Source organism: Pseudomonas sp. PA1(2017) (assembly GCF_001945375.1).
In the GTDB taxonomy this organism is placed as follows: Bacteria; Pseudomonadota; Gammaproteobacteria; order Pseudomonadales; family Pseudomonadaceae; genus Aquipseudomonas.
Genome location: NZ_MSXU01000001.1, coordinates 219,655 through 232,153, shown reverse-complemented (window position 1 = coordinate 232,153; position 12,499 = coordinate 219,655). Strand labels below are relative to the sequence as shown.

Below are 12,499 nucleotides of genomic sequence, written 5' to 3'. Positions count from 1 at the left end.
CGCGCCAGCGAGCGGTCTCTCCGCCTGCCCGGCGCAGGCCGCAGCAGGCGGGATGGCGGCTCTGTCAGAGCCAGCCACGCTCCTTGTAGTAACGCTCGGCACCTTCGTGCAGTGGTGCACTCAGGCCGACGGAGATCATCTCTTTCTCTTCCAGGTTGGCGAAGGCCGGGTGCAGGCGCTTGAAGCGGTCGAAGTTTTCGAAGATCGATTTGACCACCAGGTAGACCAACTCCGGATCGGTCTTGCTGCTGGCCGCCAGCAGCGCCTTGCCGCCCAGCGACGGTACCGGCTGGTCGACGCCCGGATAGAGGCCACCGGGCACCTCGGTCTTGATGTAATAGGTTTTTTCTTCAAGGAATTTATCGATGTCCGGGCCTTGCACCGGAATCAGTTTGCCGGAGACCACGCTCAAGCCTTCCTGGATCGCACCGTTGGGGTGGCCGACCACGTAGGTCATCACGTCCAGGCGTTTATCGGCCATGGCCGATGCCATTTCAGCAGGGCGCAGCTCAGCGGCCAGAGCGAAGCTGGAGCGCGTCCAGCCCTTGGCTTGCATGACCTCTTCGAAGGTGTCGCGGCTACCCGAGCCTGGTACGCCGATGTTGACGCGCTTGCCGGCCAGGTCATCGAAGCTCTCCACGCCGGACGCAACGCTGGCGAGGATGGTCAGCACCTCGGTCTGCATCGACATCACGCTGCGCATCTCTTCCATCGGGCCTTGCTTGTCGAACGGCGCCAGGCCGTTCATGGCCTTGTACTGGTGGTCGGACTGGATGAAACCAAAGTTGAACTCGCCCGTGCGCAGGGCGTTGATGTTGTACACGCTGGCAGCGGTGGACGGTGCGTTGCAACGCACGCCCTGGTCGGTGCCCAGGCGGTTGACGAAGCGACAGATGGACTGCCCGGCAACGTAGTAGACGCCTGTCTGGCCGCCAGTGCCGATGGTGACGAAGCGCTCCTGCGCGTGACTAAGCGAACTGGTGGCGGACAGGGCCAACGCCGCTGCCACGGTGGTGATTACACCGGGAATCGCGAATTTCTTCATGGGATGCGTCCTGTTCTTCTACTCGATTGTTGTACTCGGCCCAAACCACGAGCCTTGCCTCTCCAATGACTATCGCCACACCACTCAACCCTGCTCAACGCCGGTTGCCCTTCAGTACTGCTGCTTCATGAGCAGCCGTTGGCATACGAAACTCCCAGGAGTCTCGGTGTCAGCCCTGGAGGGCGGCGGTCAGCATGATTTCCACCCGGACATCCGCGGATACCAGCGGAGCCTGTAGGGTGGCGCGGGCAGGTGCACCATTTTGCGGCAACCAGGCGGTCCATACTTCGTTGATGGCCGTAAAGTCTGTCGCAATATCTTTCAGCCATATCTGCGCGCTGAGCAGGCGGGTCTTGTCGGTGCCGGCGCGGGCCAACAGGTCGTCGATCTTGGCCAGCACTTCGCGGGTCTGCCCGGCGCAGTCCAGACTGCGATCGGTGGGCACCTGGCCGGACAGGTAGACCAACCCGCCATGGACCACGGCGCCGCTGAGGCGGGGATTGGTGTCGATACGCTGGATACTCATGGGGTGTTCCTCTGGGTGGGCAAGGTTCAACCGGCACGCAGGCCGGTCAGGTCGATGGGGCTGGCTGCGCCGCCGATCAGCTCGGCGAGGATCTGTCCGCTGGCGCAGGCGAGGGTGAAACCCAGGCTGCCGTGGCCGACGTTGAGCCAGAAATTGTCGTAGGGTGTGGCGCCGAGCAACGGCGTACCGGTGGCGGTGGACGGGCGCTGGCCGGCCCACTCGCGCGCATCCGGATAATGACCCGCGCGTGGGAATGTGTCCTGGCAATGGGCACGCAGGACGCGCATGCGCCGTGGGTCGATGCCGGCGTCGCGAGCGCCGATGTCGACCATCGCTGCCACGCGCAACTGACCGCCAAGGCGGGCGTAGACCATCTTGCGATCGAAGTCGGTCACGCTGATCCGAGGGCAGCCAGCGCCGTTGGCAGCAGGCAGCGACAGGCTGTAACCCTTCAGCGGGTACAGGCCCAGCTTGATGCCCAGCGGCGTGGCGATCGCCTGGCTGCCATTGCCGGCAGCGAGAATGATCTCGTCCGCCGCCAACGCCGACCCGCTGGCCAGGCTCAATGCCTTGATGCGAGAACCTTCGCGGTGGGTATTCGTGACCTGATCGTGCAGGCGCCGGTAATGGCCGCTGGCTTGCAGGCGTTGCTCCAGTACCTGGCAGAACAGGTAACAGTCGGCGGTCTCGTCGGAGGCGCTGAAGATGCCGCCCGCCAGCTTGTCGGCCACATCGCCGAGCGCGGGCTCCAGCGCCAGGCACTCGTCGACCGACAGTGCCCGTTGCTCATCGCCTGAGGCGATCTTGCCAGCGGCAGCGGCGAAAGTGGTCGACGAGCGATAGACCACCAGCTTGCCGTTGCGCTTCCAGGCAAAGCCGTCAAGGCCATCCTGCTCTCGCCACTGCTGCAGCACCGCCTGGCTATAGAGCGCCAAGCGCAGTAAATGACCGCCATTGCGTCGATTCACCGAACGGCGGCAGGCAGCGAGGAAGCTCAGGCACCACTGCCACTGCTCGGACGACAGGCGAGGACGGAGCTGTAGCGGTGCGCTGGCGCCCTGCAGCATCCAGGCGATGGCCTTGAGCGGCACGCCGGCGTCCGGCAGCGGTGACACATAGCGATAGCTGAGCTGGCCGCCATTAGCGAAGCTGGTTTCCAGGCCGGGCTGCGTCTGCCTCTCGACCAGGGTCACCTGATGCCCGGCCCGAACCAGCGCATAGGCACTGGCCATCCCGATAACGCCACCGCCGATGATGGCAACCTGCTTGGACATATCACAGCCTCGAACGATGAAACATGCCCGGACTGTAATGACGCCTGGCTGGCTGGAACCAATGAATAGATGACGCTAGGGTATTGCCTTTGGTTATGCAGCTGAAGGATGTGCCATGCGCCTGCGCCATATCGAAATCTTCCAGGCGATCCTGCAGACTGGATCGGTGACTGGCGCCGCCAGCCTGCTCAATGTCTCGCAGCCAGCAGCGAGTAAGGCGCTACAACACGCTGAAGCTCAGTTGGGTTTTGCCTTGTTCAAACGGGTACGTGGCCAATTGCTGCCGACCCCGGAAGCGCGCATTCTCGAACCCTCTACGGCGCGGGTATTCGAAGAGCTGCAACGTGCCCGACGCTTGGCCGGCGGGCTGCGCCAGCACAACGCGCGCAGCTTGCGGATTGTGGCCACGCCAAGCCTGGCCCAATCACTATTACCGAAGGTTATCCCTCGCTGGATGAAGCGCTTTCCTGGCGTGCCTTATGAATTGGCGACTCACCACACCCCCAAGCTTGTGGAAAACCTGCTGCTGCACGAGAGCGACCTCGCGTTGACACTGCAGGACCCCAAACACGCCGGCCTGAGCATGCGCCCCCTGGCAAAGGGACATATGGTGGTGATCGCGCCGCCTGAGCATTGGCCGACACACGAACTGAACGAGGCGCTGGACATCCAGAAACTGGGCGGCGAGCCGTTGCTGGCACTGGATACCCGTGACGCACTGGGCAGCTTGCTCGATCACCACCTGAGTGAGACGCCAAAACCACCCCAGGTGATCGCGCGCGTGCAGACCTGGTTGCTGGCACGCTCGCTGGTTGCTGAAGGAATGGGGCTGGCAGTGGTCGATCCGCTGACCGCCTATGGCCCAGGCCCGCTGATTCAGGTGCGCGCCTTGCGGCCAATACTGCCGGTCAATTTGTGCGCGTTGACGCGTCCGGACCAAGGCAGCAGCGACGTGCTGGAAGGGTTACTGGAAGAGTTGGGCAACGAAGCAGCGAACTTGATGCGGTAAGGCTTGCTGGAAACCAGGTGCGCAGCACGGCTCATTTTCACCCGCCACGCCGACACCGCATCGGGAACGGCTGCCATGCTGTATGCAGGCTGGGAGCGACCCATGCGCGCTGCACGTCGCCCGAGAAAATTTTCATCTGAGCAAAACACTACTCGGAATCGACTCCTACGCGCTGACGAGCGGACAGTTCTCGTCACCTCCTGCCAGGATCATTTCGGACAACTGGCCGCCGCCCGTGACGACTGCTACCCTGCGCCCGCCTGACGTCGCAGGCGGCGCAAGCGACCGGGCATTTGCCAACCCATGGACTGGAGTTAACCCCATGAAGAATCTGTTCTTCTTCGATGCGATGCTTACCCCGAAAATCATCACGTTCGTCTACTGGCTGATGCTGCTCAGCGTGGCAGTGAGCAGCCTGACGATGATGTTCGGCGCTTACGGCAGCTTCCTCGGCGGCCTGGGCACCCTGATCGGCGGTGTGATTGGCGCGCGGATCGGCTGCGAACTGATGATCGTGCTGTTCAAGATCCACGAGAACCTGCAGAAGATCGCCAACCGTTCCTGACCCCAGGCAAAAGGCAGGTGACTCGGCTCAGTGCTGGATCGCCTGCCAGGCTGCGACGAATGCGGCGGCATTGTCAGCTACCTCGCCAACGCCCATGCCCGGTTTGTACAGCGCCGAGCCCAGCCCGAAGCCGCTGGCGCCCGCTTGCACGTAGGCGGCCATGTTCGCCGGCGTGATACCGCCCACCGGCAACAACGCGACGTCCTTGGCGAACACCGCGCGCCATGCCTTGACGATCTGCGGGCTGAACTGCTCGGCCGGGAACAACTTGAGCACATCGGCGCCCGCCTCCAGCGCGGCGAACCCCTCACTTGGCGTGGCCACGCCCGGCGCACAGAACAGCCCGGCGCTCCGGCTCGCCTGGATCACCCGCGCGTTGCAGTTGGGCGACACCACCAGCCGCCCGCCCGCCTGCGCCACCGCAGCGACCTGCTCGGTGCTGAGCACGGTACCGGCACCGATCAGCGCGCGATCGCCCAGTTCAGCGGCCAGCAGGCCGATGCTGTGCAGCGGGTCGGGCGAGTTCAGCGGGATCTCGATCACCCGGAAGCCGGCTTCATGGAGCGCCAGCCCCACGGGGACGATTTCCTGGGGCGTCACCCCGCGCAGGATGGCGATCAGCGGTAGTTGCTGCAGGTACGAATCGGACATTGCAGGCCCTCCTCGGGGCGTGATGGCGCCAGAGCGACGATGATCGCCAGACGCGTTGTTCATGACGATCGCCAACCCAGCTCGGCCGAAATGGCCTGCGCGCAGGCGACCACCTCGGGACGCAAAGCCTGTAACCGAACCTCTGGCATGTAGGGCACGGCACTGGCAACGCTCAGGGCGGCAACGATCTGCCCATCGGCTTCGCGAATGGGCGCAGCGAGGCAGCGAATTCCCAGCTCGTTCTCCTCGAGATCGAAACTGCACCCGCCACGGGCATAGTCACGCATCTGCTCGCGGAAAGTTTCCCAGGGCAGCCCATCGTCGGGCTCACACCGCTGCCGATAGAGCGCCAGCCACTCGCTTTCCGGCAGGTCGAGCATCAGCGACTTGCCGATGCCGGTCAGCGCCAGCGGCATGCGCAGGCCAATACGCGAGCGCATTTCCAGGCCGCGGCTACCCGGTAGCTTGTCGATGTACAGCACCTCGGCGCCTTCACGCACGCCCAGGTGCACGGTGTCCTGGGTATGGCGCGCCAGTCGCTCGAGATGTGGCTGCGCGCGCTTGGCCAGCGGCATTTGCCCGCGTGCCTTGTAGCCCAGTTCGATGAGCCGGGAACCGAGCTGGTAGCCGCCGCTGCTGCCGCCCAGGGCGCGCAGGTAACCGGCCTGCACCAGGGCGGCGATCAGGCGGTGAGTGGTGCTGCGCGTACAGCCGATGGTCGAGCCGATGTCGGCCAGGCTGCTGGCACCCTGGGCGACGGCGTCGATGACAGCGAGACCGCGGAACAGCGCCTGGGCGCCTGCCGGCGCCTTTTTGTCGTAATGGTCGGACATGCGATTCTCCAGACAGCCGACTGTAGCCGCGCCACTGCTAATTCTCAATATGAGGAACATGCTCCCATATTTCAGGAGTAGCTGGAGCAAAACGATTGTCGTGGTCAGCAACCGACCAGCCTGTCTACACTGGCGCTTTCTCCCGATACCTGGATCGCCCCATGAGCAGCGCCGACGAGCACGACGACGACACCTTCACCGAGAACACCCTGGTTCAGGCCATCGAGAATCAGCTGGAATCCGGCGAACCGGCCTTCGCACAGGCGGTGCTGAACAAGCTGACCCTGACCGGCCACGAACGTGAGGAAAGCGTACAGATGATGGCCATGGTGCTGGCCCACGAAGTGGACGCCATGCTGCGTGACGACCGCCCCTTCGATGCCGAGAACTACGAGCGCCTGCTGCGCGCCCTGCCGACCTTGCCCGACGAAGCCTGAGGCGCCGCGACAGCCAACCGCCTTCTTTCCCGCCCAGGGCGCTACTATGGTTGCCCGAAGCCCCTGTGGATCAGCTTGGATGCGCCCTTCCACATCTCTCAGCCTGTGCCTGCTCCTGCTGCTCACCCTCAGCGCCGTCGCGCGGGCCGAGCACGTGCTGCGCATTGGTGCCGAGGACGACTGGTATCCGTACACTGCCTACCGTGACGGCAGGATTCAGGGCATGTCGGTGGATATAGTCAAGGCGGCCTTCGCGGCCAGTGACACGCCTGTGGAGCTGGTGCCCTACCCGTATTCGCGCTGCATGCAGATGGCTCAGGAAGGCTTGCTGGCAGCCTGTTTCAACACCGCTCCGGATCAGCGAATCAGCGCCGACTACCTGATCCCCAAGGAACCGCTGTTTAGTGACGACATCCTGCTCTGGGCCCGTCGCGACGCGGCGCCGCTCGACGGCAAGCCGCAGAATCTTGCTGGCCGCAAGGTGGCCGTGACCATCGGCTACGAATACGGCGCCCGCCTGGACAACGACCATCAAGTGATCCGCATTCCGGTGCGGCGCGACCTCAGCGGTTTTCTCATGCTGCAGCATGGCCGGGTGGACTTCGTGGCCGCCTACCGCGGCACCGCCCAGGCACTGTTTCGCGAGAACCCGCAACTGGAAGGACAGTTCGTGGCGCTGGAGACCCTCCACAGCCCGACGCTCTACCTGAGCTTCTCGCGGCGCGACCCCGCGGCCGCCGACCTGCTGAAGCGCTTCGAACAGGGCATGCGCAGCCTGCGCAAGGATGGTCGCTACCAGAAGATTCTCGAGCGCTGGCAGCACGCTTCGGCGAACTGTCGCCAGCTTGACTACACTTCGCCTGCGGGCCAGCCCCGCGACCCACGGCCAACGCCGTGCACGACAACAACAGGCAGGAGTCACCATGGTCTTTAACGCCGATCTGGTCGCCGAACTGGAAATTCTTTTGCTGTTCAATCTGGATAACGGCCAGGAGGGCCTGAAGATTCACCACGATGCCGCATCCTCTGCGGTCGCCGCTGCCGGGCGCCTGCACGAAAAAGGTCTGATCACCCTTCCCGACGGCGGCTATCTCACCCGACTGGGCCACGAAGCAGCCGAACACGCGCAAAGCCTGCGAACCATCCTCACCACCGCCAAAGCGCTCTGACCGCTGACCACGCCTGCCGCACGACGCGGCAGGTCCTCTTCCAACGGCCATTGCGAGCAGACACCGCGCGCCTGTAGGCTTGCTCATCACCCGGCCGAGCCCGAGCATGACGCGCCACCTTCCCCTGCGACCCGATATCGATGACGGCATCGACCGCAAGGTGCTGACGCAGCTGCGCGCGCGCTTCATGCGCATCAACCACGGCCGCCAGCAGCGCGCCATGCAGGCCCTGTCGACCCGCCAGCAACGGGTGCTGACGCTGTTGCCGCTGCTGTTTCACGTCAATCATCCGTTGCTGCCCGGCTATGTTTCGACGCAGACGCCGGCCGGGCTGGCCGGCTTCGAACCCTCGCCCGAGTTGCTGGCCGAAGCCCAGCGCCTGACTCGCTCCTTCGCCTACAAACCGGCGCGCGCCCCGGCGCCGACACCCATCCATGGCCTGTTCCTGATGGGCAGCCTGGGCACCGTGGCCCAGGCCGAGCAGAGCGACATGGACCTGTGGGTCTGCCACGCCGGCGATCTCGACGCGGGCGCCCGCGAAGCGCTGCAACGCAAATGCGACCTGTTGCAGAGCTGGGCGGCCAGCCAGGGCACCGAGGCGCACTTCTTTTTGATCGACCCCGAGCGCTTTCGCAGCGGCGCCCGTGAGGCACGACTGACCTCGGACGACTGCGGCACCACCCAGCATTTCCTGCTCCTCGACGAGTTCTACCGCACGGCGATCTGGCTGGGCGGACGCATGCCGCTGTGGTGGCTGGTGCCGGCCAACGACGAGCATCGCTACGCCCATGTGACCGAAGCCTTGCTGAGCAAGCGCTTCATCCGCGCCGAGGACGTGCTCGACCTCGGCCACCTGGCCCACGTGCCGGCCGGTGAGTTTCTCGGCGCCGGCATGTGGCAGCTGTTCAAGGGCATCGAGTCGCCCTACAAATCGGCGCTCAAGTTACTGCTCACCGAGGTGTACGCCAGCGAGCATCCCCGGGTGCGCTGCCTGTCGCTACGCTTCAAACAGTCGGTCTACGACGGCCTGCTCGACCTCGACGAGCTGGATCCCTACGTGCTGATCTACCGCCGCCTGGAGGAATACCTGCAGGCGCGCGGCGAAACCGAGCGCCTGGAACTGGTCAGGCGCTGCCTGTACCTGAAGGTCAACAAGAAGATCAGCAAGCCGCCGCGCCACCGCGAAAAGAGCTGGCAGCGCCTGCTGCTCGAGCGGCTTAGTGGCGAGTGGGGCTGGGGCGAGCGCCAACTGATCCTGCTCGACAGCCGCAGCCAGTGGAAGGTCCGCCAGGTCGTCGCCGAACGCCAGGCGCTGGTCAACGAACTCAACTACAGCTATCGCTTCCTGTCGATGTTCGCGCGCAATCGCCCCGATGGCGTGGCGGCCGACAGCCGCGACCTGGCCGTGCTGGGCCGGCGCCTTTACGCCGCCTTCGAACGCCGGGCGGGCAAGGTGGAGTTCATCAACCCGGGCATCGCCCCGGACCTGGGTGAAGATACCCTGACCCTGGTGCATAACCCCACCCCCAAGGGCGAGCGCTGGGCGCTTTACAACGGCAGCCTGGGCGCCCAGGAGTGGCACGATTTCGCGCCATTGCGCCAGGCCCGTGGCCTGGTCGAACTGCTCGCCTGGAGCCATCGCAATGGCGTGATCGACAGCGGTACGCACCTGTCGCTGCACCCGGGCGACAGCGATCTCACCGAGTTCGAACTCAGCCAGTTGCTCGGCTGCCTGGCCCAGGCCCTGCCGATGCCGCTGACGAGTGTGAGCGAGGCGGCCCTGGCGCGACCGCGCAGGCCTGTCGAGGAATTGCTGCTGGTCAACGTCGGCATCGACCCGCTCAAGCAGCACAGCCAGATGAACGTGCACATGACCAGCGAGCGCACCGATCCGCTGGGCTATTCGGGCGTGCGCGACAACCTGGTGCTGACCCTGGATCGCATCACCCTCAACAGCTGGAACGAGCTGCTGGTCGAACGTTACGAAGGCGCCACCGCCCTGCTCGACTGCCTGAGCGACGTGCTCAATGCACGCCCCGCTCGCGGTGAGCGAGCGGGGCTGCGCGTGTTCTGCTATTGCCGCAACCGCGCCGCGACCATCGTCGAGCGCATCGAGGGCCTTCTGGACGAGCTGATCGACTGCCTCGACGGCGGCGAGCGGCCGCGCTACCTGCTGCAGATCGCCCGCCGCTACCACCTGCTCGACCTGTCACCCGGCAACGTCCGGCATAGCACGCTGGAGGATCTGCCCGCGCTGCTCGAACACCTCGCCCAGGATCGCGCCGAGTACAGCCCGCTGCGCCTGGACCGCAACGCGCTGGAAGGCGACGACCTGGCGCTGATTCTCGAAGCCGGACGCCCGGCGTGCATCCAAGTGTTCTACCGCCTGCACGAAACGGAAGGCCTGGCACAGATCAGCGTGCTCGACGAATGCGGCGCGCTGTGGCGCAGCCAGGCGCCATTTCATAACGAAACCAGCCTGCTCACGCCGCTGCACCGCTTCCTGCAATCGCTGCTGTACCGGCGCGACGCCGCCCAGGCCCTCGAAGCCCCACAACAACCGCTGGAAATCCTCTACAACCAACTGCTGCCGGCCGCCCCGCTGCGTGCGCAGCGCCTGGAGCCAAGGCCGGCGCCGCTGAGCGAAGCCAGCCTGCCGTTCTATGACGTTCAGGCCATCGTCGAGCCGGGCAACGGCCCGCGTGCCTACATCAGCCTGTTCTGCAACCATCGGGAGTTTTCCGAACTCGAACACGGCGAGCAGCTGTTCGCCAACGTGGCCCGGCACATCCTCGCCCAGCGCAGCGAGCAGCAACCGTATCCGTGCTATATCACCGACCTCGACCTTTCCGCGCTACTCGGCGACCGGCAGCCGTCGGTGGTTCATTACCTGCGCTACAAGGCCAGCCTCGAGGAAGCGCTAAACGGCGCATTGAGCGCACCCAGACCTTATTGATAACAATTCTCATAATGAGCTACCATGCCCGCTCGCTGTAGCACGTCCGCTGTGCACGGCTTGCGGCAGTGCCAATCGTGCCTTCGACACCCAATCCCAAACTCGACCTGTACCTCGTTCATCGGCTCGCCCTGGTGGACTACGCTGCCTCGCTGCTCAGTTGCCGCGCCCAGGCTGAAGACGTCGTGCAGGAAGCCTGGCTGCGCTTCAGCAGCCGCGACAGCGTCGACGCCGTGATCGAGCAGCCAGTCGGCTATCTCTACCGGATCGTCCGTAACCTGGCATTCGACCTGAGCCGCCGCGACGCCACCGAGCGACGCCAACCCGATGGCGATGACTTGCTCGAGACGCTCTCCGACGACAAGCCAGGGCCCGAGCAGCAAGCCAGCACCAGCGCCGAACTGCGTATCGTCAACGCCGCTCTGGCAGAGCTGGCGCCCCGGGTGCAGCGCGCTTTCGAGATGCATCGGCTGGAAGGCCACACCCTGCAGCACATCGCCGCCACCCTGAACATTTCCGTCGGCCTGGCCCACCAGTTGGTGCACCAGGCGTTGTGTCATTGCGCCGACCGCCTGGAGCAGGCCAATGGCTGATCTGAAAATCTGCGCGGCTGAACCGTCCTTTGCTCGTAGGGGCACGTGTGTGCGACCCTTGCCCACCTTTCAGGACGATCCGAAACGACCATGACCGGCAACCTCACCCACACCGCACTGGACTGGCTGCTACGCATCCAGCAGAGCCCCGAGGATGCCGCGCTGCGTACCGAGCTGGCCGCCTGGCTGGCCATCGACAGCCGCCATGTGGAGGCCTACCGCAAGGCCCAGCGGGTCTGGCAGCTGACCGGCATGGCCCAGGCAGCGACAAGCGCGCCGGCCATCGAACGCCCCCGCGCAACGGCCGCCGAGCTCGCGGCAGCAGCGGCTCCCGCTGTGCGCCCGCATCGCCCACGCCGACGTCGCTGGCCAGCCCTGTTGGCGGGCTCGCTGGCCGCCTGTTTGCTGATCCTGATGACCCCCGACGCCTACCTGCGCTACCAGAGCGATTACCGCACCGGCCTTGGCCAGCAGCGCAGCATCGAACTGGACGATGGCAGCCGCGTACGGCTCGACAGCCGTTCGGCGATCGCCGTGGCGTTCGACGGCAACCGCCGCGAGGTGCGCCTGCTCAGCGGCCAGGCGTTCTTCGAGGTAACCCCGGACAAGAGCCGCCCCTTCACGGTCGACGCGGACGGCCTGCAGATCACCGTCACCGGCACCGCGTTCAACGTGGCCATGCGGCCCAGCCAGTTGGCCGTCGCCGTGCAGCACGGCTCAGTGCGTGTGGCCGAGGGCAGCGAGACCTTGGCCGAAGCACTGCATGCAGGCGACCGACTGCGGTGGCGCGGCAGCGGCAAGGTAGTGCGCGATACGCTCCCGGTCAGCCAGATAGCCGCCTGGCAGCAAGGCCGACTGGTGGTGCGCGACGCCCGCATCGCCGAGGTGCTCGACGAGTTGCGCCCTTACCTGCCTGGCAAGCTGGCGCTGCGCGACGCTGAGCTGGGCGACAGGCGCGTCACCGGCGTCTACGATCTGCGCAATCCGGATGCCGCCCTGCGCGCCGTCATCCAGCCCTACCAGGGGCGAGTCAGCACCTGGACGGCCTGGCTGCGAGTCGTCGACCGCTAGGGTCTGTTCCCGTTTCACGCACGGCCGCGCCGGAGCCAGTTTTTGCGCGAGGCAAGGGCCGCGCCCGCTCCCGGCGCGCTTGCGGCATTTCCCACATCCATGTGGGTCACACAGATGCGCGGTTTGGCAGGCCAAATGAGCCATCGAGTAACGCCGCATCGCGCAAAAACCGGCCCGGCCCTTCGGGTGGGGCCGCCTAGGTTGCGCGGGAAATGACCCTAGCCCTGAGCCGCTTTCGAGCGGCTTTTTCTGATCTCGAAAAAATAATTCGAATTTCTCTGAAAATTTTCAGCACCGGTACGTCATTGCCTCGAACACGAATCGATACGGATTCGTATTAGCTTTTAGCTGGGCCTCTGGCCCGTTCGGG

At 65.1% G+C, this 12,499-nt stretch carries 13 protein-coding genes; 8 read left to right on the top strand and 5 right to left on the bottom strand.

Annotation, left to right across the window (positions count from 1 at the left end):
* Positions 1-64: 64 nt before the first annotated feature.
* The 3 genes from BVH01_RS01040 to BVH01_RS01030 all read right to left on the bottom strand — a co-directional run bounded on the left by BVH01_RS01040 (position 65) and on the right by BVH01_RS01030 (position 2,845).
* Positions 65-1,045 carry a TAXI family TRAP transporter solute-binding subunit gene (locus BVH01_RS01040; protein WP_075928555.1) on the bottom strand — a complete coding sequence of 327 codons (981 nt, stop codon included), beginning with the start codon at positions 1,043-1,045 and terminating at the stop codon, positions 65-67.
* A 169-nt stretch (positions 1,046-1,214) separates the two neighbouring features.
* Positions 1,215-1,571, bottom strand: coding sequence for a RidA family protein (locus BVH01_RS01035; protein ID WP_075928554.1), 357 nt, complete (start codon positions 1,569-1,571; stop codon positions 1,215-1,217).
* Between the two features lie 26 nt (positions 1,572-1,597).
* Positions 1,598-2,845, bottom strand: a complete 1,248-nt coding sequence (locus BVH01_RS01030; protein ID WP_075928553.1) for a D-amino acid dehydrogenase — start codon at positions 2,843-2,845, stop codon at positions 1,598-1,600.
* Between the two features lie 115 nt (positions 2,846-2,960).
* On the opposite strand from BVH01_RS01030, the gene BVH01_RS01025 reads away from it, so the two are divergent.
* Positions 2,961-3,854 carry a LysR family transcriptional regulator gene (locus BVH01_RS01025; RefSeq protein WP_075928552.1) on the top strand — a complete coding sequence of 298 codons (894 nt, stop codon included), beginning with the start codon at positions 2,961-2,963 and terminating at the stop codon, positions 3,852-3,854.
* 322 nt (positions 3,855-4,176) lie between these two features.
* The gene (locus BVH01_RS01020) at positions 4,177-4,419 is read left to right on the top strand and encodes a DUF4282 domain-containing protein (RefSeq protein ID WP_075928551.1); all 243 of its coding nucleotides are present in this window, start codon (positions 4,177-4,179) and stop codon (positions 4,417-4,419) included.
* A 27-nt stretch (positions 4,420-4,446) separates the two neighbouring features.
* On the opposite strand, the gene BVH01_RS01015 is transcribed toward BVH01_RS01020, so the two are convergent.
* Together BVH01_RS01015 and BVH01_RS01010 are read right to left on the bottom strand one after the other, a co-directional pair.
* Complete coding sequence (locus BVH01_RS01015; protein WP_075928550.1) at positions 4,447-5,070, bottom strand: 2-dehydro-3-deoxy-6-phosphogalactonate aldolase; 624 nt, start codon at positions 5,068-5,070, stop codon at positions 4,447-4,449.
* Between the two features lie 59 nt (positions 5,071-5,129).
* Positions 5,130-5,903, bottom strand: coding sequence for an IclR family transcriptional regulator (locus BVH01_RS01010; protein ID WP_075928549.1), 774 nt, complete (start codon positions 5,901-5,903; stop codon positions 5,130-5,132).
* A gap of 161 nt (positions 5,904-6,064) precedes the next feature.
* On the opposite strand from BVH01_RS01010, the gene BVH01_RS01005 reads away from it, so the two are divergent.
* The 6 genes from BVH01_RS01005 (at position 6,065) to BVH01_RS00980 (ending at position 12,129) form a co-directional block, all read left to right on the top strand.
* Positions 6,065-6,340, top strand: a complete 276-nt coding sequence (locus BVH01_RS01005) for a hypothetical protein (protein WP_075928548.1) — start codon at positions 6,065-6,067, stop codon at positions 6,338-6,340.
* Between the two features lie 79 nt (positions 6,341-6,419).
* Positions 6,420-7,274 (top strand): ABC transporter substrate-binding protein, encoded by an 855-nt coding sequence (locus BVH01_RS01000; protein ID WP_075928547.1) that lies wholly within the window; start codon positions 6,420-6,422, stop codon positions 7,272-7,274.
* A complete protein-coding gene (locus tag BVH01_RS00995; protein ID WP_075928546.1) occupies positions 7,264-7,509 on the top strand; it encodes a TIGR02647 family protein in 246 nt (81 codons plus the stop codon). The genes BVH01_RS01000 and BVH01_RS00995 overlap by 11 nt, the downstream gene beginning before the upstream one ends.
* Positions 7,510-7,615: 106 nt before the next feature.
* On the top strand, positions 7,616-10,465 hold the full coding sequence (locus BVH01_RS00990) for a class I adenylate cyclase (RefSeq protein WP_075928545.1): 2,850 nt from the start codon (positions 7,616-7,618) through the stop codon (positions 10,463-10,465).
* A 77-nt stretch (positions 10,466-10,542) separates the two neighbouring features.
* A complete protein-coding gene (locus BVH01_RS00985; protein WP_075929107.1) occupies positions 10,543-11,058 on the top strand; it encodes a sigma-70 family RNA polymerase sigma factor in 516 nt (171 codons plus the stop codon).
* A 90-nt stretch (positions 11,059-11,148) separates the two neighbouring features.
* On the top strand, positions 11,149-12,129 hold the full coding sequence (locus BVH01_RS00980) for a FecR domain-containing protein (RefSeq protein ID WP_075928544.1): 981 nt from the start codon (positions 11,149-11,151) through the stop codon (positions 12,127-12,129).
* Positions 12,130-12,499 lie beyond the last annotated feature (370 nt).

Coding starts and splice junctions, on each gene's coding strand:
- BVH01_RS01020 (WP_075928551.1), top strand. CDS start 4,177: ATGAAGAATCTGTTCTTCTTCGATGCGATGCTTACCCCGAAAATCATC.
- BVH01_RS01025 (WP_075928552.1), top strand. CDS start 2,961: ATGCGCCTGCGCCATATCGAAATCTTCCAGGCGATCCTGCAGACTGGA.
- BVH01_RS01030 (WP_075928553.1), bottom strand. CDS start 2,845: ATGTCCAAGCAGGTTGCCATCATCGGCGGTGGCGTTATCGGGATGGCC.
- BVH01_RS01015 (WP_075928550.1), bottom strand. CDS start 5,070: ATGTCCGATTCGTACCTGCAGCAACTACCGCTGATCGCCATCCTGCGC.
- BVH01_RS01035 (WP_075928554.1), bottom strand. CDS start 1,571: ATGAGTATCCAGCGTATCGACACCAATCCCCGCCTCAGCGGCGCCGTG.
- BVH01_RS01040 (WP_075928555.1), bottom strand. CDS start 1,045: ATGAAGAAATTCGCGATTCCCGGTGTAATCACCACCGTGGCAGCGGCG.
- BVH01_RS01005 (WP_075928548.1), top strand. CDS start 6,065: ATGAGCAGCGCCGACGAGCACGACGACGACACCTTCACCGAGAACACC.
- BVH01_RS01010 (WP_075928549.1), bottom strand. CDS start 5,903: ATGTCCGACCATTACGACAAAAAGGCGCCGGCAGGCGCCCAGGCGCTG.
- BVH01_RS00990 (WP_075928545.1), top strand. CDS start 7,616: ATGACGCGCCACCTTCCCCTGCGACCCGATATCGATGACGGCATCGAC.
- BVH01_RS00980 (WP_075928544.1), top strand. CDS start 11,149: ATGACCGGCAACCTCACCCACACCGCACTGGACTGGCTGCTACGCATC.
- BVH01_RS01000 (WP_075928547.1), top strand. CDS start 6,420: ATGCGCCCTTCCACATCTCTCAGCCTGTGCCTGCTCCTGCTGCTCACC.
- BVH01_RS00995 (WP_075928546.1), top strand. CDS start 7,264: ATGGTCTTTAACGCCGATCTGGTCGCCGAACTGGAAATTCTTTTGCTG.